Raw genomic sequence first — 26,680 nt, forward strand, 5'->3', positions numbered from 1 at the left:
AACAAGGAGGATACTCGATGAATAAAAAATTTATGGGTACAGAAGCCATTATGAGAAGGGCCATGCTAAAGGGTTGTGGATTTGCAGATGAGGATATCAAAACAAAGCCCCATATTGGAATAGTAAACACTTATAATGAAGGAGCACCTGGTCATGCTCACCTTAAACAGTTGGCTGAGGTCATTAAACAAGGAGTTTGGGCGGCAGGGGGTATACCTTTTGAATTTGGAGCACCTTCTACCTGTGGAGATATGATTGTGGGGGAAGAGGAACTAAAATATGAGCTTGCAGGACGAGATGCCATTGCCTTAGGCATTGAATATGTATCCACCGTCCACCAATTTGATGGGTTAATTCTCTTAGCAAGTTGTGACAATATTATACCAGGAGTTTGTTTAGGCGCTATTCGAATGAATGTCCCCTCCATTATTATTACAGGGGGCTCTATGCTGGTGGGAGAATATGAAGGGGAAGAGGTTCTGCCCTGTGATGTAGGGGTTATGACCATGGGCAAAGAGGCGGACAGCCAGAGAGTACAAGATATTGAAGATGTAGCCTGTAGGTGTCCTGGGGCCTGTTCTACTATGGGGACGGCTAATAGTATGCAAATTATGATGGAAGCCTTGGGCTGGACGTTACCAGGAACAGCTACCATTCCCGCAGTATATGCAGACAAATTAAGAGCCGCTCGTCGGGCGGGAAAGAGAATTGTAGAAATGGTTAAAGAAGATTTAAAGCCCAGTGATATCCTTACCCGTGAAACATTTTTAAATGCAATAACGACCGATATTGCTATGGGTGGATCTACCAATGTTATCCTCCATTTAATTGCCCTAGCCAGGGAAGTTGGAGTAGAACTAACCATGAATGATTTCGATAGAATAGGGAAAAAAGTACCCTGTATTTGTGGAGTGAAGCCATCAGGAAACTACACTATTGTGGATCTACATAATGCTGGAGGTGTGCCAGCTATGTTAAAGGAATTACAATCTCTCTTATATTTAGACTCAAAAGTTGTCACGGGAGAAACTCTAGGGGATGTGGTGGAAAAAGCAAGGAACAAAAATGAGGATTTAATTAGAAATATGAACAATCCCATTAATCCTGATGGCGGATTAACCATACTTAGGGGAAATTTAGCCCCCAATAGTGCGATTATAAGATCTTCTTCTGTGCCAGAAAATATGAAAAAATTCTCTGGCCCTGCTCGGGTATTTAGCCGGGATCAAGAGGGGGTAAAAGCCATTCAAGAAGGAAAGATTAAACCAGGGGATGTTATAGTTATTCGATATGAGGGGCCTAAGGGAGCTCCGGGCATGAAGGAAATTATGCTTAGTACAGATGCATTAGTGGCTTACGGACTAGATACCAGTGTGGGTCTAATCACAGACGGACGATTTTCAGGATTTAACCATGGCCCTATTGTAGGACATATTACTCCAGAGGCGTATGAAGGTGGGCCCTTAGCCCTTGTGGAAGAGGGAGATATTATTTCAGTAGATATCAAAGAGGCAAAGCTTACTCTAAAAATAAGTGATGGGGAAATGCAAAAACGTAGGGAAAAATGGGTGAAACCAGAGCCGAAGGTAAAACAAGGTATGATGCATATCTATGCACAAATGTGTAGGTCTGCTGATGAAGGGGCAGGGATGACTTTATAGGGAAAATTCAAATAATAAGTTCTAGGGGGATTTTATTATGATTTATACAGCGAGAAAGGGCCAGATGAATTATGGAGAGGCTATAGGTATTTTATTATTGGACTTCGTAGCACCTTTTATTCCTGGGGATGTAGGAAATGCATCAACTTATAACTATCCTGTTCGATATAAATTGGTAAAAGGATTGACCTTTGACAGACTCTTCAATAAAGACAAAAGTGCTCTAGATATTTTAATACAAACAGCAAAGGAGCTAGAAAAAGAAGGGGTTCGTGCCATCACGGCTGATTGTGGTTTTTTCGCTCTATTTCAAAAGGAGGTAGCCGAGGCAGTAGATATACCAGTTTTTTTATCCAGCCTATTACAAGCACCCTTCATTTCCAATATCATTGGAGAAAAAAATAAAGTGGGCATCATTAGTGCAAAATCCGATAGCCTGGACAAGACATTTTTTGATAATGTTAATATGGATATGTCTAAAGCTATAGTAGTAGGATTAGAAGATACAGAGCATTTTGCTCCCTTTGGTATTGAAGAAACAGGAACTTTTGACAGTAAATTAGTGGAGGGGGAAGTGGTAGCTGCGGCCAAGGAGATGGTGAAACAAAACTCTGATATAAAAGCCATCCTACTAGAATGTAGCATGTTACCACCCTATGGAAAAGCTGTACAGGAGGCCACAGGTCTTCCGGTATTTGATTTTATCACGATGATTGATTATGTATTTACTGCGGTAGTCAAAAAAAGATATCATGGATTTTTATAAAAGATAAAGCCAGGCAGTGGGAAAATTATCTAGATAATTTTCCCACTGCCTGGCTTTTTTTTTAGGTATTTACATAGAGAAAGATATTTCATAGACCATCATAATGAAAAGGGTAGTTCATTCCACTTATCTGCCAAAGGGCTAATATCCCTGAAATCCAATTGAGAATATTTATAATCAATAAGACAGAGGTATCCCTCAAATACAAGAAAGTAGAAGTAATGATGGGGATGCATTTTATTTTCCAAAGTAAAAAAATCAAAGAAATCACTAGTGGAATATTCAGCAAAATTCACTGAGAATAAAGAATATAAGAAATCTCCGAAAAATGAATGATTAGTCTCCAAGGAAGCAGGATATCCATGAAGATTGTTGTACTCTATAAAGGCTTCATAAGTGTTGATGAGATGATAATCGTCTACGATGTAATCACTAGGTATATTAATTTTCGTAGGGATAGAGGATTGGCCTGAAATATGAATAATATCTATTAAAAGAACATAGAGTTCCTTTCCCTTTTCCTTTTCTATAAAATAATAAACCTCATCTTTGTATTTTATAAGATTTTTCGTTATCCCGTATTCCAAGGCTTTATCGTATAGGTTGGATCCTTTCTTGTACACCAAGAGGGAACGTTTGTTTATCTCATCACTATTTTCAAATACACCATTCCCATCAAAAGTATAGTAGGTATTGGAAAAACAAACTCTTTTAATGTTCCCTCTAACGATAATATTCCTTGCTATCACGTGATTCCTCCTTGTTAAGTTATTAGAGCACCCTAGTAAAATATATTAATGGATAATGCATTATATTCACAGCAATAAAATAATTACTTATCTCCCATATTTTATATAGAAATATTATTGGGATTGTGTTATAGTAAATGATATATTTATTATAAAAGTTGCAAAAATGATTTGGAAGAAAAAGAATTAAATCAATAAAACCCTTGTAATTATGTAATTTTGTTAAAAATGCCCTTTGTTTTAAAAGCAATATATGAAATTTTTAATTTTGAATCATTCAATTTTAAGAATAATCATAGACTTTAAAAGGACTTTATTAAATGCTTGGGAGGTGGAAGTATGTTTGATTATATTTTAAAAAATGGTCTAGTAGTAGATGGCACGAGACAAAAACCTTATATGGCTTCTGTTTGTATTCAAGATGGAAAAGTTGCCGAAATTACAACTGACCCTGATGTTTTAGGTAAAGAGGTAATCAATGTAGAAGGAAAAATTATTTCTCCTGGATTTATTGACCTTCACACCCATTCAGATGCTTGTCCACTACACTCTGCTGAACCTCAAAGTATGATTCATCAAGGAGTGACAACAGAGATTACTGGCAACTGTGGTATTTCCCTATTTCCTTCAGACCATTCTAAAAGAGAGGAAATTTTGGATTATTTTGCTCAAGCGGTAGAAGTGCTTCCAGAGGAGGAATTTAGGGATATTAGCAATATGGATGAATATGTCGCAGCATTTGAAAAAAATAAATTTCCCATAAATATTGGAATGTTGGTTGGCCATGGCACTTTAAGGGCTTGGGTAATGGGCTTTGAAGATAGAGAACCTACACGAGAAGAATTGGGAAAAATGAAAAGAGGATTAGAAAAGGAATTGAAAAGCGGTTGTTATGGAATGTCCCTTGGGCTTATTTACCCTCCTGGAAGCTATGGGAAGACTGAGGAGTTAGTAGAGCTTTCTAAAGTACTTAAGGAAAACAATGGTATTTTAACTGTACACATGCGAAATGAAAGCAAATACGTATTTGAGGCTGTAGGGGAGATGATTGAAGTAGCTGAAAAATCAGGAGTTCATCTTCACATATCTCATTTAAAGCTTATGGGTACACCCCAATGGCATAAGTCCCAACAACTTCTAGATGCAATTGAAGATGCCCGCCAAAGAGGATGTAGGATTACCTGTGATCAATATCCCTATCATGCAACATCTACCGGTCTTTCAGCCTTAGTTCCTGGCTGGGCACAGGATGGTGGAAATGCAAAAATGATTGACCGTCTAAAGACAAAGGATGCTAGACTTTTAGCAGACATTGCAGCTGAAATGAAAGTCCGTGGGGGTCCAGAGGCAGTAGCAATATCCTCTACCCATAGATATCTTCCTGAAATTGAGGACAAAAATATTGAGGAAATATCTAAGGAATATAAACTCTCACCGGAAGAAACTGTTGCTGAAATACTCATACAATGTGAGGGACATACAGCGGCCATTTATTATTCTTTAAATGTAGATGATGTTCTTACAATCATGAAGGATCTGAATATTGCTGTAGGAAGTGATGGCTATAATCTTAGCTATGATATAAATTATAATCCTCATCCCAGAAGTTTTGGTACCTTTCCAAGGTTTTTAAAAATGGTGAGAGAAAACAATTTAATGCCTTTAGAAGATGCCATATATAAGATTACAGGACTTCCTGGAAAAATCTTAAATTTATCCAATAGAGGAACTTTAAAAGTGGGGAATATAGCTGACATTACAGTTTTTGGTGAGAAAGAAGTGGAAGATACTGCTACCTTTGATAATCCACGAGCAAAACCCCTAGGAATTTATCATGTTTTTGTAGGAGGAGTTCCTGGAATTTTAAATGGTGAACAAACATCCTCTAAAAATGGTTTAATTCTACAAAAGCAAAACCATATCGAACAATAGATATATAACCTTATTACATGAATATTACGAAAAAGGGAGGAATTTTAGAATGGAAGGATTTGAATTAGGTAGTTGGGCATTGATCTCACAAGCACCTTCGTTGATTGCCCTATTACCCCTATTGGCTTATCTGATTATGGTATTTCGCAACAAATCTAATCTAGCTGGTCTGATTGTAGGTACCGTCATAGGAGCTATTATAATGGGGCAGGGAATTCCTAGTCTAGCGAATTTGTTTGTTACTTCTTTAGGGTCTTTTTTAGCTAAGATCGGTATTATTATTATGTTTGGTAGTGGACTAGGCTATTTAATGAATGAAACAAAGGTTACCCACACCATGGTGTATTATATTGTGAAGAAGATTGGCGTAGATAGTGAAAATAAAGGAATTATGGCTACTATTGTTACTTCCATAATTATCTGTGGTTTATTGGGAACATTAGCTGGAGGAAATGCCATTATTGCCCCAGTGATTATTCCCGTTGTAGCCGCAGTAGGACTTTCCCCTAGTAGTACCGCATCTTTACTTAGGGTTGCTGGATAAGTCGGCTTAATTGTGGGGCCTCTCACTGGTGTGACTCTCACGACCATGGGACTTACAGGGCTTTCTTATGGAAGTTTGATGCTATGGGCAGTTATTCCTTTTAGTATTGTATGGCTAGGGGCAACTGTTTTGGCGGTGAAAAAAAATCAGAGAAAAACAAAGGGAATAGAGGTCTATGAAATAACAGAGGATATGATAGATATTAACAAAATGGAGTTGTCTAAAGAGCAAAAGCGTACTACTCTTTTCTTTATTCTTGCATTTATTGCTCTTGTGGCCTTTGGAGTAGCCACTGGACAGGGGACTGATTATGCAGTAATCGTTATGTTGATTTTAGCTTTGGTTTTAATTATAAGCAGTAGGATAGAATTAGACACGGCCATTGACACCTTTGTAACCGGTGCTTCTAAAATGACCAATATGTTCTTTGTATTTCTTTTCTTTGAAGTTATGTTTAGCCTGATGAATATCGGTGGCGGTTTTGATGCACTGGGCAATCTTTTAACTCAATTGGTAGCAGGAGGAGGAAAGGCCATTGTGGTCATTATTGCTTCCTTTGTAGGAGGATTTGGTATTGAAGCAGCTGCAGTTGCTGAGCTTACCTTGGTTCACGAAATGTTCATTCATCTTGTTACAGAAGTCGGACTTCCCATGCAGATCTGGGCTACTGCCCTTATTGCAGCTACACGTATTACAGGATCGGTATACCCAACGGCAAATATGGCGGGACAATTGGGAATTGCCCGTACTGAAAATATGAAAACTGTATTGAAGATTAGCTGGTTTGGAGCTGCAGCCTTAGTGGTTTGGGTTATTGTCTGGGCATTTATCGGACCAATGCTTTTAGGATAAAATGGAAGCAATAAAGAAATAGAAGAAGACGGCTTTTAATATCAAAAATAGAGTAAAATTTAGATATCTAATAGGTAGACACTTCAAAAATTGAGGTGTCTATTTTTATACCCAAATTAAATGGATGTGATAATACGAAACTACGCAAGAAGGAATTACAAGGTGGAGAAATAATAGGGTGGGACCACAGTTCTTTTGCAATTAAGATACTTTCATAAGATAATTAACTTAAAAAATAAATTCTTATTAATTTTGAAACTTTCAACTTTTCTTATGCGAATATAAAAGTATAAGGATAAAAAGAGGGCGGTGATGTTTTGGATGAGGAAAATAGATTAATAAGCCGTATACAAAGAACAGGAAACAGGAGAGCAGCTGATCAACTTATTAGAAAATACTATGATGAAATCTATACTTATGTATACAAACAAATCTCAGACAAGCACACGGCCATGGATGTGGTACAGAATATCTTTATATCCATGCTTCAATCCATTTCAACCTATGACAATAGAAAAGCCAGCTTTCGTACTTGGCTGTATCGGATTGGTACAAATAAGGTCATAGACTATTTTAGAAAGAATTCTGTTGAAAGGAGGAGAATAGCTGATTTCGGAGAGTACGAGATTCAAGATCAAGTGATGTTCACGATAGATATTGAAAATAAAGAATTATTGCTGAGGCTGCTAGATTATATTAATTCCTTAGACGTAAAGTCACAGCAGGTTTTTAGATTAAAGATATTTGCAGAATACACCTTTCCCCAGATTGCTTTGGTTCTATCCTTGCCAGAATCAACGGTAAAATCAAAGTATTACAGGCTATTAAAAAGTATAAGGGAGGAGTTTAAGGATGAATATTATGAAACCTACAAATCGTGAAAAGGAAAAGGCAATAGAAAATATCCTATCCCAAGGATTATCCAAGCCGGATGGACTTTGGGATTTTTGCCACAGAATATACTGTTCACTTGGATTTAAATTTGTTTTCTTTGATATATCACAAGCAATAATAATGGCATTTACTACAACAATTGGATTTATTCTGCTTTACGTTTTATCATCACAACAACATATCTACTCAATGCTATTTGCAGTATCACCATTGTTTTTTACCACAGTTGTATTCTTTACGGAATTTGTTGAGAAAAATAATGCTTTGTATGAACTAAAAATGACCTTTAAATATACTACTCAGCAGGTAATTATCTTTCGAATTTTGTGTTATTCGCTGATAAGTATGATCCTATGCATTTTCATAAGTATTGGTATGCTAGATAAATATAATTTTCTCAGGATAGCTTCCATTACCCTAAGTGCACTATTGATATGTGCCCTTCTTACCCTATATATTATGAGACGTTTTAAAGGTCGCTGGATTCATTTTACTTCACTAATGGTATGGGGATCAACTACATTTCTACCAGTTTTGATTCTCGGTGAAAGATGGGAATTATTATTATCACAAATCCCTATAGGAATAACCATTATTGCAGCCGTAATAGGGTTTATTTTATATCTGATGGAAATAAAGAAATTAATTAATATGGATAAAATGGAGGTTTCATATTATGTTGGCAGTTAATAATGTTACAAAAAAGTACAAAGATTTCATCGCACTTGAGGATATTGACCTTGAATTTGACAATGGAGTATATGGTTTGCTTGCCCCCAATGGCGCTGGAAAAACGACTTTGATAAAAATGCTTACTACGCTTCTTTTTCCCACAAAAGGTGAAATCCTTTGGGAAGGTATGGATATTCGAGCGTTAGATGAGAAATACAGGGATATCATTGGGTACCTACCACAGGAATTTGGATATTATAAGAACCATTCACCACAACAGTTTCTGGGCTATCTAGCAGCACTAAAAGGCATTGATCGGCATGATGCAAAGAAAAAAATAACAGAGCTTCTGGAACTAGTTGGATTGAATGATGTTATGAATAAGAAGATGCGAAAGTTCTCAGGCGGGATGATTCAGCGTGTGGGTATCGCACAAGCACTATTAAATGACCCAAAGATTCTAATATTAGACGAACCAACAGCAGGTCTTGATCCAAAGGAAAGGGTTCGATTTAGAAATATGATTTCAGGCTTATCAAAGGACAGAATCGTTATTTTATCCACCCACATTGTTTCTGATATAGAAACCATTGCAAATCAAGTAATCTTATTTAAAGACCATAAGCTGTTTTATAATGATTCCCCATCCCATATATGTCGCACTATGGAAGGGAAGATATATGAAACTTGGGAAATTGAAAAGGTAAATGTGCCTCATGTTCTCTTAACTCAGAGACAGGAGGGGGACAATACCCTTGTTAGATTTGCAGCGGATATAGAATATAATGGTGAAGCACGTAAAGTAACGCCTACCCTAGAAGATGTTTTTCTATACGTGTATAATGATGGAGTATAATCATGAGTATTTATAGACTTGAGTTTAAAAAATTATATTCATCGGTTGCATTATGGATTTTGATTATACTTTTTCTTATATTTAACATCTTTCTCGTGGTAAGCAGTTTGGGGGGGAACTATACTGGTTTTTTAGGGGAAGTGTCCCATAAAACAGGATATGTATTAAACGAGCCTTTTCGTAACAAACTTTCCCAAATGCATGTAAGCAATAAGCAATCGAATGATTTAGAGCAGCTTAAAATGGAGACTTATCAGGTTGAAGATGTATTTGATGACTATGACATAAGAGATGTAGGGGAAAAGTATATAGAAGCTGCAGGTGCACCAGAGAAATTTGCAGAAATTATGCGAAGTAAATACGCTGATTTGCAAAAGATTGTAGAGAAAAAGGCAGAGAGTAATGAGTCTATGACGCTTTATTTTGCAGGTGCCACTTATGAAATGCACCGACTCATATTTAAAGATCTTATGGGATGGTTGATTGTGGAAGGTGCAATTATATCGGTACTTCTGGTTTTACTTTCATTAGGATATGAAAATAACAATAAGACTGAAGATATCATATATTCAACAAAAATTGGAAGAAGGATCATAAGAGCTAAATCTACTGCTTCCATATCAGCAGGGCTTGGAACCTACTTGCTTTTATGTATTATTACCTTTGTTATCTATTTTAGTATGAACGATTATAGCGGCATTTGGGGCAGCAGTGTTTCCAGTTTATTTAATTATCGATTTGACTTTATTGCTGGGGAAAGGCCCTTCGTTACATGGCATAGCTATAGTGTTTTCACTTATTTTTTTGCATACATAGGGTTGAGTATTGGTCTGATTTTTTCCTTTTGCCTTATGGCGTTTGTCATAGGAATGATTATAAAAAACAGCTATATAAGCTTTTTGGTATTCCTAATCATTAACGCAGGAATCGTTGCTTTGCCGTTTATGATACCGGGCACAACTTTGATGAATCATTATATTAGTTACTATTCCATGCTTTCACCAGTGTGGCTGTGGCTGAAGCGCAGTATTTGGTTTACAGATGGCGATGTAGATACCCTATGGAAGTATTTTGAGACAGTGGGACTTTGTGCATCGGTACTCATCTTAACAGCCTTTTCTATATTAGCTGCTATGAGATTTAGAAGGAGGGATATAATATGAGCGTAATTTTTAATGAGATTAAAAAAATATGGAATATAAGGATTCTTTTAGTGGCTATAATAATTAGTATTTTATTCTTTAGCCTTTTCCTGATGTGGGATATAACTTACTTCAAAAATGGACATTCAAAAATCGAAGAAATAGAATACGCTATGGAAATGACAAAACGATATGGAACAAAAGTAACTGATGAAGAGTTTTCTGATTTTATAAATGAAAGGAAGAAAACTTTTATATCTGAAGCGGAGGGATATATTAATACATTCCCTATTTTTTCTGAAGTAGGGATATACAATTTTGAAGATTTTGAAAAGGTTTATAGTAAAAGTGAACCTAACGAGAGAGAATCAGAAGCTGTGTGGACTTTGCTTGGAGAAGAAACTGACTTTATACGATTAAAAATACAGGCATTGGATTCATTCGAAGATCGATATTATGGCTATCCTGAATATACATTAGACAAGGCTCTGAATTCAGAAGATACACCTAAAACAGAGTTCATTCGTTTACAACAGATAAAAGAAAAAGAAGAATATCGAAATATTATGGATGTATACTCCTTTGAAAATACCGTCTCCTATTCAATTTATTTGGCCATTTTGACAATTTTGATAACACTTGTACTGGTTTCACCACTGATTGTTAATGATCGTTCTAGCAATGTTCACTTGCTGCAATATAGTTCCAAAAATGGAAGACGGATTTTGTTCCAGCAGCTTATTTCTATTATAATCTCCGCATTTATGGTCACCACATTATCTATTTTAATCTTTGGCGCTATTTATACCATAAATGACACATTTGTTTTCTGGAATAATGGGCTCACCTCATTTCTGAATGTAGTAGTAGATTTTTTCTGGTTTGATTTAACTTATGGTCAGTATATTCTGTTTTATATTTTACTGCTTTATATTTTAAACATAGGGTCAGCGGCGATAGCCTTTATGATATCAAGATTCAGTCAGAACCTAATAGCATTGATTATGAAACTAATTCCTATATTTGGTGTACTTTGCTTTATCGGTTTTTTAATATTCGACAAAACATTCAGCAATGTAAATATATTATATAGATTTACTGGAATCAAATGGATGGAGCCAATCGTATGTTTATCTGTACTATTGATTGGACTGGTTTCATCAATATATATATTGCATAGAGAAAAGAGAATGAATGTATTAGATTAAATTTTAAATGACATTGTCTAATACTAAACGAGAAACTAAGAAAAGGAGTACTCATGATAAAAAGAAGAAGAGGAAAGAAATTATTTATGGTACTTATAATTATAATGTCAATTACATCATTTCTTTATGTTCAACTCAACTGGATATCAGTAACTAAAGAAGACATCTATGTGAATAATTTACCGTTAGCCTTTAGTGGCTTTAAAATTTTGCAGTTGTGAGACTTACACAGCAAATCATTTGGTAATGATAGTAATATTCTTATTAAAAAAATTAATAATCTTGAACCAAATATTATTGTAATGACAGGAGATATGAGAACCAACAGTCCTGATGATAATGGCGAAGTGTTGATTACTCTTTTAGAAAACCTTAACGGTGAATATCCTGTGTATTATGTAACAGGTGAGCATGAAGAAGGAAAATATTTTGAGGATGAAAATAAATATATGAACGAAGGAACGAAAGAAGCTTACGAAGATAAACTTGAAGAACTTGGAGTTATAGTTCTTAATGACGAAAAAGTGCAATTAAACAATAGAAAAGAATTGATAAACATATATGGACTAAAAGAAGAACTTAGTGGAAATATTAATATAGATGACAGATTAGGTAAATCTAGTCCACAGGAGGTTAATATTCTATTAGCTCATACACCTGATCATTTCAATGAATATGCAAATTGAGGAGCGGATGTAGTATTTTCAGGAGATAAGCATGGGGGTGTAATTAGATTACCTTTTGCAGGAGGTCTGATTTTATCTGATGGCACATTTTTTCCCGAATACGATGGTGGTTTATATAATAATGATGATTGTACAATGGTTGTTAGTAGAGGACTTGGCAATTATTTTATAAATATAAGGGTTTTTAATAGACCAGAGATAGTAGTAACAACATTAAAATATAAATGATATAACGGATATTATCAACGAAACTAGGAAGACTTCAAGGAATTTCTCGTATTTTCTGTAGGAATTTTAAAAGACTGTAACAAATAAAAAATTTAAAAAGATAGAATACCCATTACAAGAAATCCTGTATTGGGTATTTTAAATTTAAGGAGGGCTAATATGCCAAGTAAAGCACAAGTCTATGCGCAGCTTTCTAAGGATACCGCCAAGAGGCTTACAAGTAGCCTTGCAGATTGGACCGGTTTTCTTACTACTATGGGAAGGATGTATAAATACGCTTATCATGAGTAGCTCATGATTTATGCACAAAGACCTGATGCAACGGCCTTTATCTGTGGGATATGCAGGAATACCATATTGGATTAATGGATAATCTTTTTCTCTATTCTTTTTTCACCCATAAATATAGAGGAAAAACTATGCTGAATAATATACTTATTGTTGACTAAGACTTGCTTCATATCTCATATGAATGACAGGTCTTTTTTAATTTGATTGATATAAAAAATATATTGAGATAAGGTTAGTTTACAGAACAGGACATGAAAAGCGAGGAATAAAATTTGTACCTAAGATATGCTTATTAACAAGGAGGCAAGACGATGAAATGGTTAGAAAATTTAAGTCGTGCTATAGAATATATAGAAAATCATTTGGATAAAGATATTTCTTACGATGAAGCAGCTCAGATTGCCTGTTGTTCTACTTATTATTTTCAAAGAGTATTTTCCTATGTAGCTGGTATTTCCTTATCTGAGTATATCCGTCGTCGCAGAATGACACAAGCTGCCTTTGAATTACAACGAACAGATAAAAAGGTTGTGGATATTGCTCTTAAATACGGTTATGCTTCTCCCACATCTTTTAACCGTGCATTTAAAAATGTTCATGGAATAGCCCCTTTTACCGCAAAGAGTATGGGAAGTAAATTAAACGCTTATCCAGCAATAAAATTTTCAGTCACAGTAACAGGAGGAAGTGCTATGTCCTATCATATTGAAGAAAAAGAAGCCATAGGTATTGCCGGCATTCGTACCCCATTGATTGAGGATATGGAAGAAAATCAAAGGGCTATTCCACATTTTTGGGAGGATGTTTTACAGAAGAAAGAGTTTCAAACCATATGTGATCTTTCCAATCAACAGCCCCACGGCGTATTAGGGGTTAGCGTATATGAAAATCCACAGAACATATTTTACTATATTGCTTCTGCCACCGATCATCCTGTTCCCATAGGAATGTTTGAATACGAAATACCAGCTTCTACATGGGTTGTCTTTGAAAATCACGGATGCTTGAAAGAAGACGTGCAGAGTGTATTCAAACGTTTCTATACAGAATGGCTACCGTTTTCTGGCTATGAATACGCTGGACTGCCCGATATTGAAGTCTATCCAATTCATGACCAAAAATTAATAAATGGTCATTCCGAAGTCTGGATTGCCATCAAAAAAGAAAAGGAGAATTGATTGATGGAATATCAATATTACTGAAATTCAATTCTCCATTAGGGAGGATGAATATGTACGCTATTGAAGTTCAAAAGGTTCAAAAGCTATATAAAAATGGAGTGCAGGCATTGAATGGTTTAAATCTCAATGTAAAAACGGGTGAAATATTTTCTCTTTTAGGTCAAAATGGTGCGGGTAAATCTACCCTAATCAGCATATTAACCACCTATTTAAAACTAAATTCTGGGAAAATTACAATGTTGGGAAAAGATATAGGAAAAGATTCTGAAGAAATTCGCTCTGCCATTGCTTGTGTTGCCCAGCGAGTGTCTATGGACACACATTTATCTTTAAAAGAAAACATGATGTTTCAAGCTGGTTTATACAAAATTCCTAAGAGTGAAGCAAGGCAGAGAATGTCAATGCTAATTGAAGAATTTGAATTAAATCCGTATCTTAAATACCCTGTTTTATCTTATTCTGGGGGGATCAAGCGACGATTAGATATTGCCCTGAATATGATGTCCAATCCAAAAATTTTATTTTTAGATGAACCTACAGTCGGTATGGATATACAGTCACGAATGACCATGGGGAAAATGATGAGAAAAATACGTGATGATTTTGGAATGACGATTTTTTTCACAACACATTATTTGGAAGAAGCAGATAATCTTAGTGATACAATTTGTATTATAAAAGATGGAAAAGAAATTGTTCAAGGTACACCCTTTGAATTGAGAAAATATATCCGACAAGATGCCATTAAAATTCAATTCTCTAATAATGAACAAGCAAAAACAGCTTTATCAGTATTGACTGAACACTTTACTCCATTAATGTGCACTTTACACAATGATTCAATCCTAATTGACACCAATTCCAGTCAACGTGATTTCATCAAGGTCAATGAATTCTTATTAAAATCTCAAATTTCTTTCCAAGGAATTGAAATTACAGAACCTACATTAGAAGATGTATTTTTGCGACTGACAGAGAAAAGGGAGGATTGAATATGAGGGTTTTAACGATATTGTGGAAAAACATGAAATGGCGTTATCATAATGAATTTACCATTATAATTACAATTTTACAACCAATTCTTTGGCTTGTGCTCTATAGTGCGGTTGCAGGACAGACTATGCAGAACACAGGGATTGAGAACTATACAGCCTTTATTTTACCCGGACTGGTGATATTGGTTAGCTTTTCCACTTGCAGCAGTAGTGGGATTATGAATTATATGATGAAATCAGAAGGCAGCTTCTATAGAGTGTTGATTGCACCCATAAAAAGAAGTTCCATTATTTTAGGGCAGATTTTAGAAGCTGTATTATGTACATTCCTCGAAGTAGGGATCATGGGAATCATCAGTTTGTTTTTCTCAGTTCCATTGTTGAATGGAGCTGCCAGTATGGTTGCTATCTTCTTTTTAATATTTTTGACAGCATTTTTCATGGCTGCTATTGCCTATGGAATGAGTTTGATTCTTCCCAATGAAATGATATATGAAACCATCATGAACGCTATCGTTCTACCGATATTTTTTCTAAGCTCTGCTTTGTTTCCAATAGATGAAATAAGCGGTGTTCTAAAAGTGATAATCAACTTAAATCCATTTACCCATGTCATTAATAGCTTGCGCTTTATTATGATGACGGGAGTGGTTCAATGGAAAGGGATTTATATATCTATCCTATTGCTTGTTGTACTGTCTTTTCTTGCTTTTGCATTTGCCAATAACAGATTGAAAAAGGAAATGGATTTATAAAGAGGAGAGGAAATGAAATTTTCCTCTTTTTTTATATATTTTTATAAAATCCTTCATGAATACTAATACTTTATAAGAGAGGTTTAAAACCTATTGATGAGAGATCAAATTTTGGTAAAACAATGAAGGAGACAACCCTATGACAGATGAAAAGAAAAGAAAAAGAAAATTTCAATTTCCTACAGCCTTTACGGTTTTATTTATTATTTTAATTATTGCTGCTATACTAACCTATATAGTGCCGGCAGGGGTTTATTCTAAGTTACAGTACAATGCAGATGAAAATGCATTTATGGTGGAAAATCATCTAGGGGAAGTGACAACTTTGCCCGCCACCCAGGAAAGCCTAGAGGAATTAAACATCCCTATGAATATTGGAAAGTTTATAGATGGGAGCATGAAAAAGCCTATTGCTATACCTGGGACTTATCAGAGAATACAACAATCTCCCCAGGGACTATTGCCGGTGATTATGTCTCCTATTGAGGGGATTATGGATACAGTAGATATTATGGTTTTTGTACTTATATTAGGAGGAATTATTGGTTTAATCAATAAAACCGGTACCTTTGATGCAGGGATTGCGGCTTTATCCAAGAGAACCAAGGGAAAGGAATTTTTATTGGTCATCTTTGTGTCTGCTCTAATTGCTTTAGGAGGGACTACCTTTGGATTGGCGGAGGAAACCATTGCTCTATATCCCATACTTATGCCTATATTTATAGCCAGTGGCTACGATGCCATTGTGTGTATTGCGGCAATATACATGGGATCTTCCATTGGGACTATGTTTTCTACAGTGAATCCCTTCTCGGTAGTTATTGCCTCTGATGCTGCAGGAATATCCTTTAGTGAAGGCTTGGTATTTCGAGGGATAAGTTTGGTATTGGCCATGATTATTACCCTAATGTATATCTACCGCTATGCCCAAAGGGTAAAAAACAATCCCAAGGCTTCATTGATTTATGAGGAAAAGGATAAGATAGAAACACGGTTTTTAAAAAACTATAATCCCGAAAATGTTATCCCCTTTAACTGGAGAAGAATTCTAATCCTTCTTATATTTTTAGCGGCTTTTCCCTTGATGATTTGGGGAGTGTCTAGAGGGATTTGGTGGTTTCCGGAAATGTCAGCTTTATTTTTGGCAGTGGCCATCATCATTGCCTTTTTATCAGGATTTTCGGAAAAGGAAGCTGTGAATACCTTCTTAGAGGGGGCAGCTGATTTAATAGGCGTTGTTCTGATTATTGGAGTAGCCAGGGCAATTAATATTGTCATGGACAATGGAATGATTTCAGATACCTTGCTTTATTATACCTCTTCAATTATTGAAAATATGAATAGGGGTATTTTTGCAGCGGTTCAAATGATATTATTTAGTTTCCTAGGATTTTTTGTGCCTTCATCCTCAGGACTTGCCACCCTATCCATGCCTATTATGGCACCGTTGGCAGATACAGTAGGTGTATCCAGGGCTGTTGTAGTCACTGCCTATAACTGGGGACAAGGTTGGATGGCCTTTATTACTCCCACAGGATTAATTTTGGCAACCTTAGAGATGGTAGATGTGACCTATGACAAGTGGTTAAAATTCATCCTCCCCCTCATGGGCATTATAGGAGTCTTTTCCATTGTCATGCTTGTGTTGCAAAGTATATGATAAAATTATATTGAATAGAGAAGAAAGGAAGATTATATGGAAAAAATTGTTGAACGGTTTACAAAATATATTGCCATAGACACAAAGTCTGATGAAAAGAGCAATAGCTGTCCGAGCACATCAGGTCAACGAAAGCTAGGGTCTTTGTTGGTAGAAGAACTAAAAGCAATGGGACTAGAGGAGGTAAAACAAGATGAAAATGGATATGTCTATGGGACTATTAAGTCTAATACAGATAAAAAAGTGCCTACAATAGGATTTATAGCTCATATGGATACTAGCCCAGATTTAGATGGGAAATGTACAAATCCCCAGATTTTTATCTACCAAGGTGGAGATATTCAACTAAACAGTCAGTATTCTATAGGGCAAAAAAAATTTCCCTTTTTAAAAGAACTTGTAGGTAAGGAGCTTATTACAACGGATGGAACCACTTTGCTTGGGGCAGATGATAAGGCGGGGATTACTGCCATTATGACGGCTATGGAATATTTAATCTGTCATCCAGAGATTAAACATGGCGAGATAAAAATTGCTTTCACCCCAGACGAAGAAATTGGCAGAGGGGCAGATCTCTTTGATGTAGAAGGTTTTGGGGCTGACTTTGCTTATACGGTAGATGGGGGACCTTTAGGAGAATTAGAATATGAAAATTTTAATGCAGCCAGTGCGAAAATCGAAATTGAAGGAAAAAATGTTCATCCAGGTTCGGCAAAGAATATTATGATCAACTCCATTAGAATAGCCATGGAATTAGAAGGCTTGTTGCCCTCCAACGAAAAGCCCGAGTATACCGAAGGCTACGAAGGTTTTTATCTTTTGGATGATATTGTAGGAAATGTAGAACATACTAAGTTAGAGTATATTATTCGAGATCATTCCATGGAAAGGTTTGAGGCGAAGAAAAAATATCTCAGGGATATTGTAGACTTTTTAAATCAAAAATATGGAAATATCATTACCCTGGAAATAACCGATAGTTATTATAATATGAAGGAAAAAGTTGAACCCCATATGGAAATTATCCAACTTGCCCAAAAGTCCATGGAAGAATTAGGCATAGAACCGAAAGTCACACCTATTCGGGGAGGTACTGATGGAGCAAGGCTATCTTATATGGGTTTGCCCTGCCCCAATATTTTTACTGGAGGGTACAATTTTCATGGAAGATTTGAATTTATTCCTATAGAGTCCATGAAGTTGGCTTCAAAGCTTATTGTAAAGATTATCGAAAATAATACCAAGTAAATAACAAGCAGAAGCTTAGTGCTGCTCTTTAAAACAAAGAATGGAGAATCGGGATGAATAAGTTAGAAGGATTAGAACCTAAGAGAGTTTTTTATTATTTTGAACAAATAGCAAATATTCCTCGCTGTTCCTATGATGAGCAAAATATTAGCAATTATATTAAAAGCGTAGGGGAAAAATTGAACCTTGAAACCATCCAAGATGAAGCACTTAATGTCATTATTAGAAAACCCGCTACACCAGGCTATGAAAATGCTCAAGGCATCATTATCCAAGGGCATATGGATATGGTATGTGAAAAAGAAGAGGATAGCCATCATGATTTTAAGAAAGATCCGATTGCATTAGAAATTGAGGGAGATTATATCCAAGCAGATAAAACCACCCTGGGAGCAGATAATGGAATTGCCATTGCTATGGGGCTTGCCTTACTAGAAGAGGACACCATAGAGCATCCGGATATAGAGCTGTTGGTCACCACCTCAGAAGAAGTAGAAATGGATGGCGCCCTAGGCCTATCAGAGGATATTTTAAGAGGCACTAGGCTACTAAATTTAGATTCGGAAGAGGAGGGCGTATTGATAGCAGGTTCTGCGGGAGGGGAACTCATACAAATAAAAATACCAGCAAATTATCAAAAAATTTCAGGGTATATGGAAGTAAGTGTAGAGGTTAAAGGCCTGCAAGGTGGACATTCCGGTGTTGAAATCCATAAGGCTAGAGGGAACTCTAATAAGATTTTAAATTCCATAGTAAAAGAAATAAAGGAATTATGGGATGTAGAGCTCATATCCTTTGAGGGGGGCACTAAGGATAATGCCATTCCAAGACAAAGCAGGGCTAAAATAGCGGTAAAGGCTAAAGAATTACCTGAGTTTAGGGAAAAAGTTCAGAAAATAAAAAAAGAGATTTTGCATCAATATTCATCAGAAGAATCGGGAATGGAGATCATTTTTACCGAAGGAAATTCAGCCTTAAAGGTTCTTTCAAGAGATACATGGAATGATCTGGTACTCCTTTTGGATACTTTACCTACAGGAGTATTTACAAAATTGCCTCAAAATAATGACATTGTAGAAAGTTCCAGTAATCTAGCCATTGTAAAAATGGAAGAAGAAAAAATAATCATTCAGATTTCTTTAAGAAGCTCATCGGAAGAGGTATTACATAAGCTGCGTCAGAAAGTAATAGATCAAGTTAGTAAAACCCAAAGTGAATACCAGATCAGTGGTAGCTATCCAGAGTGGCAGTATAACCCTAAATCCCAATTGAGGGATACGGCATTGGCTTTATATAAGGAAATGTTCGGAAAGGAAATGGAGTCAACTGTCATTCATGCGGGGCTAGAATGCGGAGTGCTCGCAAAAAAATACTCCCATCTAGATATTATTTCCTTTGGGCCAAATATGTATGATGTTCATACGCCCAAGGAAAGACTAAGCATTTCCTCTACAGAAAGGGTGTATGAATATTTAGTTGAATTATTAAAGAAATTAAAATAGAAAACTAGCTTATAATGACCATCCATTATCTAGAAAAAGAAAAAGATATCAATAAGCAAGAAAAACAATTGACAAAAACATTCTTTCTTCTTATACTCAGATAGTAAGAGGGAGTAACTAACCTTAAAAAGGGATTAAAGTCATCATCTCGGAAATGCTATTTTCCTGGCTTTAATGATGTATCATAATATATCTAGTGAGACTCTACAGAAATATAAGCTAATTTTGGTTAGCCTGTATTTTGTGTAGCGTCTTTTATTTTTTGTATAAAATATAAAGGGAGGAATATTTTTTTATGGAAGAGCTTCTTCATAGTTATTTAACTTCATTTCCAACATTAGTTTTAGTGCTTATTATTTGTGCAATGCTGTATATCCTAGGGAAGGGGGCAGATATCCTAGTAGATGAAGCGGTTAGTCTTTCCCTTCAATGGGGTGTTCCTAAAACAATTGTAGGAGCCACAATTGTTTCATTGGGTACCACTCTGCCTGAGGCTACAGTGTCTGTGCTAGCAGCCGTTAATGGAAATCCTGATCTTGCATTGGGAAATGCCATTGGCTCGATTATTGTGGATACTGGACTTATTCTTGGTATTGCCGCTCTTCTTGGACGCTTACCCGTAGATAAAAATATTGTCCAGCGCCAGGGAAAAATCCAAGTAGGAGCAGGGGTTTTACTTGCCGTTGTGAGTCTTCCCTTCTTATCTGGAGGACAGGGAAACATTAGTCAATGGATGGGTTGGCTGTTTATAGCTTTATTAATTACGTATATCTATATCTCCATTAAGTGGTCCAAAGATTCATCTTCCGAACAATCTGTTCCCAAAGAAGAGTCATCCTCACCCATAAAAGAAATGGCTATGACTGAAAATGTTTCAGAGGATGAAAAAGGTTCATTGTTGGTGAAAATATTAAAATTATTTATAGGTATAGCCCTAATCATAGGTTCTTCAAAGGTTCTTATACCTGCAGTGGAGATTTCAGCTGTTCGAGTGGGCATTCCTCAAAGTATTATTGCGGCAACTTTAATTGCCTTTGGAACCAGTTTGCCTGAGTTGGTAACAGCTATTACTGCTGTGAGAAAGGGACATGGAGAACTGGCCATTGGGAATATCGTTGGAGCGGACATTCTAAATGTACTCTTTGTAGTGGGTAGTGCTGCTGCTGTAACTACAGGTGGCCTAAGTGTTCCAACCAATTTCTATAAACTTCAGATCCCCACTATGCTTATTATTCTTATTACCTTTCGATTGTTTTCAAGGGGTGAAAATGAGGAAATCACCAAAAAGGAAGGAAGTATACTTCTTTTGATGTACTGTATTTATCTAGTACTCAATTACACATGGCTTTAAAAAGTTTCAGGGGAGGAGTTGTTGGCACTTTATCTAAAGTGCCAACAACTCCTCCCCCAATGGTTTATTGCCAACATAAACAACATTTCCCCATTTTGAAAGAGAATAGATACAAAAGCCATGTCTTGTCCATCCACTATGTTGCATTCATGACCTACTAATCTTATGGTACATTTAATTCTGTTCTCTTACTATTCCTCCTTTTATATATTTTTGATATATAATAGACTATGCAGGGAATAAATAGAGTTAATAAACGGGTTTATATAAAAATTTAAAGGAAAAAGGAGAAAATATGATTAAATTAGGAGAAATACAAAAACTAGAGATTATTCGGAAAACTTCCATAGGTGTATATCTAAATGAAGGAGAGGGGAATCATGAGGAAGATGTTTTGCTTCCAAACAAACAGGTTCCTCCTGACACTGAGATAGGAGAGGAAGTAGAGGTATTTATTTATAGGGATTCCCAAGATAGAAAAATAGCTACAACACAACGGCCCAAGTTGATTTTAGGAGAGATTGGATTTCTCCAAGTTACTCAGGTAACGAAAATTGGCGCTTTTTTAGATTGGAATTTAGAAAAGGATTTATTTTTACCCTTTAGGGAGCAAACTACTAGAGTAAAAGAAGGTAGAGAATATCTAGTAGGTGTATACATAGATAAAAGTGATCGATTATGTGCTACTATGGACATTCACAAACTTCTTAGCAGTGAATCTCCCTATAAGGAAGGGGATCGAGTAAAGGGGATTATTTATAGTAGTAATGATGAATTGGGTCTATTTGTAGCTGTAGAGGCCAAATATCATGGCTTAATTCCTAAAAAGGAGTTATATGGAAAATATAAAATAGGTGACCAGATAGAGGGAAGAATTACTAGGGTAAGAGAAGATGGAAAATTAGATTTGAGTGTAAGAGAAAAATCCTATAGGCAAATGGATAAGGATGCAGAAATTGTTTTAGAAAAGCTTATTCAAAATCAAGGTACACTTTTTCTAAATGACAAAAGTTCACCCAGTAAAATAAAAGAAGAATTAAGCATGAGTAAAAGTGCATTTAAAACAGCCATTGGTAGATTATTAAAACAAGGAACAATAAAATTTATTGAAAATGGTATTGAGCTAACAGAAAAAGAGTAATTCCATTTGGGGAGGAAGAAGAGGCAAAGACCATTGGACTGATGGGAGTTCTGTTGCAAAACATGAGGGATATTTTGATAGATATAAAAGATATGATAATATAGAAAGGGATGGAAAGGGGGGCTATTGTCTAGCCCTCCACAATTCCGTGACTTCTATGCTTAGGTTCCTACCGGAAAGATGAACTGCGCATAAGAATCTGGTTTTAAGGAGCGGAGAAAAGAATGATGGAATTTAATGATATCATGCAAATTAATTTGACAGATCTAGATCTAGATGTTTATGAAAATTTAAAAATCGTTGAAGATGTAAAGGGTTTTATTAGGCAGCAGCAGTTATACAATGCGGCCATCAAAGAAATAAGAACCAAGTTGGAAATACTGGATGAAGAATTTCAGGTGCAATACGATCATAACCCCATACACCATATAGAATATCGATTAAAATCTCCTAAAAGTATTCTCCAAAAGCTGAAGAAAAAGGATTTGGATATCAGTATGTCTTCGGTAAGAGAAAATTTAATGGATGTTGCAGGTGTGCGGGTGATTTGCAATTATATAGATGATATCAATAGTATAGCAAATTTGCTTATTGGACAAGATGATATTACTCTGATTGAAAAACGGGACTATATTACCCACCCCAAGGAAAATGGTTATCGTAGTTTGCATCTCATTGTAGCAGTTCCTATATTTTTAGCAGAGAAGACTGAAAAAATACCCGTTGAAATTCAAATACGCACCATTGCTATGGATTTTTGGGCAAGCCTGGAACACCAACTGAAATATAAATCAAGAGAAGATATATCCGAGGAATTGCGCCAACGATTGAAAAATTGTGCAGATTCCATTACTCAGCTGGATATGGAAATGTATGAAATTCATCAAGAAATAGCAGTGGGGAAGGATAGACAAACATCTTTATAAAAAACTAGTATAAAAGGAGGGAGTCATTGTCACATTGAAGTGTGACAATGACTCCCTCTTTTGTACTAGTTATTAGCATCTAGGGTCTCTTGGATAATATTCTTCATCATATCCTTAGTGAGCATCCCTGGAGCATAGCCGTGGATATTTCCCTTTTTATCAATCATGAAAGTAGTGGGTAATGAAGAGATAGAGTATTGACTAAAAACCTCATCGGTCTCATCAAATACAATGGGGAAGGTGATATTGTTTTCCTTTAAAAACTTTAGTATACCATCCTTATCCACTTCTCGGGTATTGGGATTTTGTTCATTTTTAGGCCCTGCCACCCCAAGGATAATAACATCTTCTTGGTTTTTATTATATTGATGATAAAGAGCTTCAATATCAGGCATTTCTTTTTTACAAGGAGGACACCAGGTGGCCCAAAAATTTAAAAATACTACTTTTCCCTCATAATCCGAGAGGGTATGTTCATTGCCATACTGATCGGTTAAAGTAAAATCCATTGCAGGCATGACGTCCGTTTCTTGGTTCTCCTCTGCAACTTCATCATTGGCAGAAGGATCTATATTTTCATCTTCTTCTACTGGATCTACAGGCATTTGTTCCTCTTGGGTATTTTCAGGAGTCAAGGGGGAATCAAAGGAATTTAGATAGCCTGAAATCCCATTCATCCAACCTGTAAAGGTCATTATGCCCATAAGGATTAGAATGACTCCTCCAGCTTTTACGGTATATTTAAGAAGCTTTTGATGTTTTTTGAGGAAGTTTAATACCTGGGTAGTAAACAAACCTAACAATAAAAAGGGGATAATAAAGCCAATAGCATAAGTAAGGATTAATAGATTACCTAGAAAAGAACTACTGGCCCCTGATGCTAAAATCAACACAGAAGATAGGGCAGGCCCCACACAAGGTGTCCAAGCAAAGCTGAAGGTAAATCCCATGACAAAGGCTATAAAAGGATTGACTTCTTTTTTATAGAGATTAAAATTAAGTTTTCTCTCCTTTTTCAAAAAGCTAAGATCAAAGATTCCCAATTGAAATAAACCCAAAAGGATGATGACTACTCCACCAACTCTGGTAAAAATTACTTTGTTCTGCTGGAAAAATGATCCAAGGGCAGTAAAGGACATTCCTAGGATAAAAAAGGCTGTGGATATACCGAGGACAAAACACACCGTATGAAAAAACACCTTTTTTCTTTGGTAAGAGATCACTCCTTGATCATCAATATGTTCTGCATTCCCTGCTAAATAACTGATGTAAATAGGGATAAGGGGGATGACGCAAGGGGAAAAGAAGGATAATATTCCTTCAATTAATACTAAAATAAAACTTAGACTATTTGTTGAAACTAAGGATTCAAACATAGATATTCTCCTTCTATTCATGGTTTTTATATAGGATATCATATATTCTTTAAAAAACTAAAGGATTCTATGATGTCAGTTGTCCCAAAAGAAAAATTCTTTATTGTATTTGTACAACAAATGAAGCTAATATAAGGGTATGAAAGAACAATCAAATAGATGAGAAATATTTTACATAAACTCCTCCATGGGGCAATCCTATATCTGCCTAAAATATATATTCCCTTAAAGAGAGGAAACAAATCAAAGGGGTTACCAATTATTGATATCACTATAATAGAAAATGCTGGATAGACATATTTAACTTCTGCTATTTTATAGGAAAGAGAATTTTATGGTATAATAAAATTCTAAATAAAAAGAAGAGGATATTAGGGGACTTCCCTTACTTTATTAAGAAAAACGTAAGAGATTAATAAGATAAAATTAAAAAACCAACCGAATTTTTATGTTTCAATAGAAGTATAGAAAAGAGTTGTTTTTTTTATGATATGGAAAAGCTGATCTTGCTAGCAAGGAACAAAACTTTCCTATATCACTAGAGCGACGATAGCCGCTTTCCTATGCCTAGGGGAATCAAAACATAGATATTTATTTAACGGGTTTATCGGTGAAGAGGCGGAAGAAAGAGGGGGATGAACATGAGAAGAAAAATAGTAAAACCAGGAAGATTTATTCTATTTATTTTATTGGTTGCATTAATCATTTCAAGTTGCAGTAGCAAAGTTTTAACCATGATCAGTAGTGGAGGACATAACAAAATCCTATACAAAGTAGTGATTGATCCAGGACACGGAGGAAAAGACCCAGGAGCCACGGGAGCAAGTGGGCTATATGAAAAGGATTTCACCCTAAGTTTGTCTAAGGAAATCGCTAGATTATTAGAGGAAGAGCCACAAATAGAGGTGCATATGACAAGGAAGGATGACACTTTTCTTTCAGCCGAAGAACGCTATAGACCTAATTTTGCGAATGATCTAAAGGCAGATTTGTATATATCCATTCATGGGAATACCTTTACCGATCCCAATTTATCAGGGACACAATCTTTTTATTACCATGACAACTCTCAAGCCTTTGCACAACTTATGCACCAATATGTAATGAATGCTTCAGGATTTAAGGATCAAGGAGTGCAAAAGGGAGATTATTTTGTTTTGCGAGATACCAATATGCCAGCAGCTTTATTAGAAATAGGGTATCTGACCAATCCCCAAGAGGAGCAAAAAATGTTAAGGAAGGATTTTCAACGTTCTGTTGCGGCTTCCATATGTGAAGGCATTAAGGAATACTTAGAAATAGAATAATAAAGAGAAAACCCCCTGTATCTCACGAGATACAGGGGGTTTTTAATGGATGACAGACCATTCACTAACTACTTATAGAAACGAAAAATTCAAATCTATATATCCCTTATAAAGACACAAAACAAACTTTGTATTTTCTTAATTCCTTTAATTATATAAAATTTTATAGAAGGAAAATAAAATTAGCCACCTAATTAAAAAATATCTAAATTAATATTGAATTGGCTTAGTGATTGTAGTATAATATAAAAATCTTAAATTAAAAATTAATATTAGCTAGCTAATTAAATGAGAGGAGGAAAAAAGATATGGATAGAGACTCTTTATATTATATATTTCTAGAAATATTAAAACTACATCATTGCCGTACCCACGTACTTTTAGATGAAATAGGGATATATCCAGGGCAACCTCCTCTATTATTTATTTTAAATAAAGAGAATGGACAGAGTCAAAAAGATTTGGCAGATAAGCTGAAAATAGCTCCCGCCACCATAACCGTGATGGTCAAGAGAATGGAAAAAGCAAATTTAGTAGAACGCAAGCAAGATGCTAAAGATCAAAGGATATCCAGAGTATATCTTACCGATAAAGGGAAGGAAATTTGTAAAAGATCTATGAAAGCCATGGAGCATATTGAGGAAGAATGCTTTGGTAATTTTACAGTAGAAGAAAAGGTTATTTTAAGAAGGCTACTTATGCAAATGCTGGATAATTTAATGAGAGCAAACAGTAAACAACTAATGTAATGGAGGAG

At 35.6% G+C, this 26,680-nt stretch carries 25 protein-coding genes; 23 read left to right on the top strand and 2 right to left on the bottom strand.

Features of this window, described 5'->3' with window-relative positions:
- The first annotated feature begins 17 nt into the window (after window positions 1-17).
- Both ilvD and NSA47_RS00160 read left to right on the top strand, forming a co-directional pair.
- Window positions 18-1,661, top strand: a complete 1,644-nt coding sequence (gene ilvD / locus NSA47_RS00155) for a dihydroxy-acid dehydratase (protein ID WP_257528808.1) — start codon at window positions 18-20, stop codon at window positions 1,659-1,661.
- Between the two features lie 37 nt (window positions 1,662-1,698).
- Window positions 1,699-2,427: an aspartate/glutamate racemase family protein gene (locus NSA47_RS00160; protein ID WP_257528809.1), complete on the top strand. Its 729-nt coding sequence runs from the start codon at window positions 1,699-1,701 to the stop codon at window positions 2,425-2,427.
- 98 nt (window positions 2,428-2,525) lie between these two features.
- Here NSA47_RS00160 and NSA47_RS00165 read toward each other — a convergent pair whose 3' ends face one another.
- Window positions 2,526-3,176 carry a hypothetical protein gene (locus NSA47_RS00165; protein WP_257528810.1) on the bottom strand — a complete coding sequence of 217 codons (651 nt, stop codon included), beginning with the start codon at window positions 3,174-3,176 and terminating at the stop codon, window positions 2,526-2,528.
- A 339-nt stretch (window positions 3,177-3,515) separates the two neighbouring features.
- Between NSA47_RS00165 and NSA47_RS00170 the strand changes: the two genes are divergently transcribed.
- The 19 genes from NSA47_RS00170 (at window position 3,516) to NSA47_RS00260 (ending at window position 23,240) form a co-directional block, all read left to right on the top strand.
- Complete coding sequence (locus NSA47_RS00170; protein ID WP_257528811.1) at window positions 3,516-5,108, top strand: N-acyl-D-amino-acid deacylase family protein; 1,593 nt, start codon at window positions 3,516-3,518, stop codon at window positions 5,106-5,108.
- 49 nt (window positions 5,109-5,157) lie between these two features.
- On the top strand, window positions 5,158-5,652 hold the full coding sequence (locus NSA47_RS00175) for a Na+/H+ antiporter NhaC family protein (RefSeq protein WP_257528812.1): 495 nt from the start codon (window positions 5,158-5,160) through the stop codon (window positions 5,650-5,652).
- Between the two features lie 30 nt (window positions 5,653-5,682).
- A complete protein-coding gene (locus NSA47_RS00180; RefSeq protein WP_257528813.1) occupies window positions 5,683-6,504 on the top strand; it encodes a hypothetical protein in 822 nt (273 codons plus the stop codon).
- Between the two features lie 317 nt (window positions 6,505-6,821).
- A complete protein-coding gene (locus NSA47_RS00185) occupies window positions 6,822-7,385 on the top strand; it encodes an RNA polymerase sigma factor (protein ID WP_257528814.1) in 564 nt (187 codons plus the stop codon).
- A complete protein-coding gene (locus tag NSA47_RS00190; RefSeq protein WP_257528815.1) occupies window positions 7,357-8,088 on the top strand; it encodes a hypothetical protein in 732 nt (243 codons plus the stop codon). The genes NSA47_RS00185 and NSA47_RS00190 overlap by 29 nt, the downstream gene beginning before the upstream one ends.
- Window positions 8,075-8,926: an ABC transporter ATP-binding protein gene (locus NSA47_RS00195; RefSeq protein ID WP_257528816.1), complete on the top strand. Its 852-nt coding sequence runs from the start codon at window positions 8,075-8,077 to the stop codon at window positions 8,924-8,926. The genes NSA47_RS00190 and NSA47_RS00195 overlap by 14 nt, the downstream gene beginning before the upstream one ends.
- Window positions 8,927-8,928: 2 nt before the next feature.
- Entirely contained in the window at window positions 8,929-10,089 is a 1,161-nt protein-coding gene (locus NSA47_RS00200; RefSeq protein ID WP_257528817.1) for an ABC-2 transporter permease family protein, read from the top strand.
- Window positions 10,086-11,276 (top strand): hypothetical protein, encoded by a 1,191-nt coding sequence (locus NSA47_RS00205; protein ID WP_257528818.1) that lies wholly within the window; start codon window positions 10,086-10,088, stop codon window positions 11,274-11,276. Before NSA47_RS00200 ends, NSA47_RS00205 begins: the two co-directional genes overlap by 4 nt.
- 272 nt (window positions 11,277-11,548) lie before the next feature.
- Window positions 11,549-11,962 carry a metallophosphoesterase gene (locus NSA47_RS00210; protein WP_373370295.1) on the top strand — a complete coding sequence of 138 codons (414 nt, stop codon included), beginning with the start codon at window positions 11,549-11,551 and terminating at the stop codon, window positions 11,960-11,962.
- A gap of 387 nt (window positions 11,963-12,349) precedes the next feature.
- On the top strand, window positions 12,350-12,481 hold the full coding sequence (locus NSA47_RS00215) for a hypothetical protein (protein ID WP_257528820.1): 132 nt from the start codon (window positions 12,350-12,352) through the stop codon (window positions 12,479-12,481).
- Between the two features lie 311 nt (window positions 12,482-12,792).
- Entirely contained in the window at window positions 12,793-13,659 is an 867-nt protein-coding gene (locus NSA47_RS00220) for an AraC family transcriptional regulator (RefSeq protein WP_257528821.1), read from the top strand.
- A gap of 53 nt (window positions 13,660-13,712) precedes the next feature.
- Window positions 13,713-14,654, top strand: coding sequence for an ABC transporter ATP-binding protein (locus NSA47_RS00225; RefSeq protein ID WP_257528822.1), 942 nt, complete (start codon window positions 13,713-13,715; stop codon window positions 14,652-14,654).
- Between the two features lie 2 nt (window positions 14,655-14,656).
- Entirely contained in the window at window positions 14,657-15,412 is a 756-nt protein-coding gene (locus tag NSA47_RS00230; RefSeq protein ID WP_257528823.1) for an ABC transporter permease, read from the top strand.
- 139 nt (window positions 15,413-15,551) lie between these two features.
- Window positions 15,552-17,072, top strand: coding sequence for a YfcC family protein (locus NSA47_RS00235; protein ID WP_257528824.1), 1,521 nt, complete (start codon window positions 15,552-15,554; stop codon window positions 17,070-17,072).
- A 36-nt stretch (window positions 17,073-17,108) separates the two neighbouring features.
- On the top strand, window positions 17,109-18,320 hold the full coding sequence (gene pepT / locus NSA47_RS00240) for a peptidase T (RefSeq protein WP_257528825.1): 1,212 nt from the start codon (window positions 17,109-17,111) through the stop codon (window positions 18,318-18,320).
- A gap of 53 nt (window positions 18,321-18,373) precedes the next feature.
- Entirely contained in the window at window positions 18,374-19,822 is a 1,449-nt protein-coding gene (locus NSA47_RS00245; protein WP_257528826.1) for an aminoacyl-histidine dipeptidase, read from the top strand.
- Window positions 19,823-20,117: 295 nt separating this feature from the next.
- Window positions 20,118-21,173 carry a calcium/sodium antiporter gene (locus NSA47_RS00250; protein ID WP_257528827.1) on the top strand — a complete coding sequence of 352 codons (1,056 nt, stop codon included), beginning with the start codon at window positions 20,118-20,120 and terminating at the stop codon, window positions 21,171-21,173.
- Between the two features lie 295 nt (window positions 21,174-21,468).
- A complete protein-coding gene (locus NSA47_RS00255) occupies window positions 21,469-22,314 on the top strand; it encodes a CvfB family protein (RefSeq protein ID WP_257528828.1) in 846 nt (281 codons plus the stop codon).
- Window positions 22,315-22,538: 224 nt separating this feature from the next.
- On the top strand, window positions 22,539-23,240 hold the full coding sequence (locus tag NSA47_RS00260; RefSeq protein WP_257528829.1) for a GTP pyrophosphokinase: 702 nt from the start codon (window positions 22,539-22,541) through the stop codon (window positions 23,238-23,240).
- 65 nt (window positions 23,241-23,305) lie between these two features.
- Here NSA47_RS00260 and NSA47_RS00265 read toward each other — a convergent pair whose 3' ends face one another.
- Window positions 23,306-24,616 carry a redoxin domain-containing protein gene (locus NSA47_RS00265; protein ID WP_257528830.1) on the bottom strand — a complete coding sequence of 437 codons (1,311 nt, stop codon included), beginning with the start codon at window positions 24,614-24,616 and terminating at the stop codon, window positions 23,306-23,308.
- A 641-nt stretch (window positions 24,617-25,257) separates the two neighbouring features.
- Between NSA47_RS00265 and NSA47_RS00270 the strand changes: the two genes are divergently transcribed.
- Entirely contained in the window at window positions 25,258-25,923 is a 666-nt protein-coding gene (locus NSA47_RS00270) for an N-acetylmuramoyl-L-alanine amidase family protein (protein ID WP_257528831.1), read from the top strand.
- A gap of 308 nt (window positions 25,924-26,231) precedes the next feature.
- Window positions 26,232-26,672 carry a MarR family winged helix-turn-helix transcriptional regulator gene (locus tag NSA47_RS00275; RefSeq protein WP_257528832.1) on the top strand — a complete coding sequence of 147 codons (441 nt, stop codon included), beginning with the start codon at window positions 26,232-26,234 and terminating at the stop codon, window positions 26,670-26,672.
- Window positions 26,673-26,680 lie beyond the last annotated feature (8 nt).

Source organism: Irregularibacter muris (assembly GCF_024622505.1).
GTDB lineage: Bacteria > Bacillota > Clostridia > Eubacteriales > Garciellaceae > Irregularibacter > Irregularibacter muris.

Bases quoted from the DNA above. Each gene is read 5' to 3' on its own strand.
- NSA47_RS00260 (WP_257528829.1), top strand. From the start codon at position 22,539: ATGATGGAATTTAATGATATCATGCAAATTAATTTGACAGATCTAGAT.
- NSA47_RS00200 (WP_257528817.1), top strand. From the start codon at position 8,929: ATGAGTATTTATAGACTTGAGTTTAAAAAATTATATTCATCGGTTGCA.
- NSA47_RS00215 (WP_257528820.1), top strand. From the start codon at position 12,350: ATGCCAAGTAAAGCACAAGTCTATGCGCAGCTTTCTAAGGATACCGCC.
- ilvD (WP_257528808.1), top strand. From the start codon at position 18: ATGAATAAAAAATTTATGGGTACAGAAGCCATTATGAGAAGGGCCATG.
- NSA47_RS00250 (WP_257528827.1), top strand. From the start codon at position 20,118: ATGGAAGAGCTTCTTCATAGTTATTTAACTTCATTTCCAACATTAGTT.
- NSA47_RS00230 (WP_257528823.1), top strand. From the start codon at position 14,657: ATGAGGGTTTTAACGATATTGTGGAAAAACATGAAATGGCGTTATCAT.
- NSA47_RS00195 (WP_257528816.1), top strand. From the start codon at position 8,075: ATGTTGGCAGTTAATAATGTTACAAAAAAGTACAAAGATTTCATCGCA.
- NSA47_RS00170 (WP_257528811.1), top strand. From the start codon at position 3,516: ATGTTTGATTATATTTTAAAAAATGGTCTAGTAGTAGATGGCACGAGA.
- NSA47_RS00190 (WP_257528815.1), top strand. From the start codon at position 7,357: ATGAATATTATGAAACCTACAAATCGTGAAAAGGAAAAGGCAATAGAA.
- NSA47_RS00270 (WP_257528831.1), top strand. From the start codon at position 25,258: ATGAGAAGAAAAATAGTAAAACCAGGAAGATTTATTCTATTTATTTTA.
- NSA47_RS00160 (WP_257528809.1), top strand. From the start codon at position 1,699: ATGATTTATACAGCGAGAAAGGGCCAGATGAATTATGGAGAGGCTATA.
- NSA47_RS00225 (WP_257528822.1), top strand. From the start codon at position 13,713: ATGTACGCTATTGAAGTTCAAAAGGTTCAAAAGCTATATAAAAATGGA.
- NSA47_RS00205 (WP_257528818.1), top strand. From the start codon at position 10,086: ATGAGCGTAATTTTTAATGAGATTAAAAAAATATGGAATATAAGGATT.
- NSA47_RS00275 (WP_257528832.1), top strand. From the start codon at position 26,232: ATGGATAGAGACTCTTTATATTATATATTTCTAGAAATATTAAAACTA.
- NSA47_RS00175 (WP_257528812.1), top strand. From the start codon at position 5,158: ATGGAAGGATTTGAATTAGGTAGTTGGGCATTGATCTCACAAGCACCT.
- NSA47_RS00235 (WP_257528824.1), top strand. From the start codon at position 15,552: ATGACAGATGAAAAGAAAAGAAAAAGAAAATTTCAATTTCCTACAGCC.
- NSA47_RS00255 (WP_257528828.1), top strand. From the start codon at position 21,469: ATGATTAAATTAGGAGAAATACAAAAACTAGAGATTATTCGGAAAACT.
- pepT (WP_257528825.1), top strand. From the start codon at position 17,109: ATGGAAAAAATTGTTGAACGGTTTACAAAATATATTGCCATAGACACA.
- NSA47_RS00265 (WP_257528830.1), bottom strand. From the start codon at position 24,616: ATGTTTGAATCCTTAGTTTCAACAAATAGTCTAAGTTTTATTTTAGTA.
- NSA47_RS00245 (WP_257528826.1), top strand. From the start codon at position 18,374: ATGAATAAGTTAGAAGGATTAGAACCTAAGAGAGTTTTTTATTATTTT.
- NSA47_RS00220 (WP_257528821.1), top strand. From the start codon at position 12,793: ATGAAATGGTTAGAAAATTTAAGTCGTGCTATAGAATATATAGAAAAT.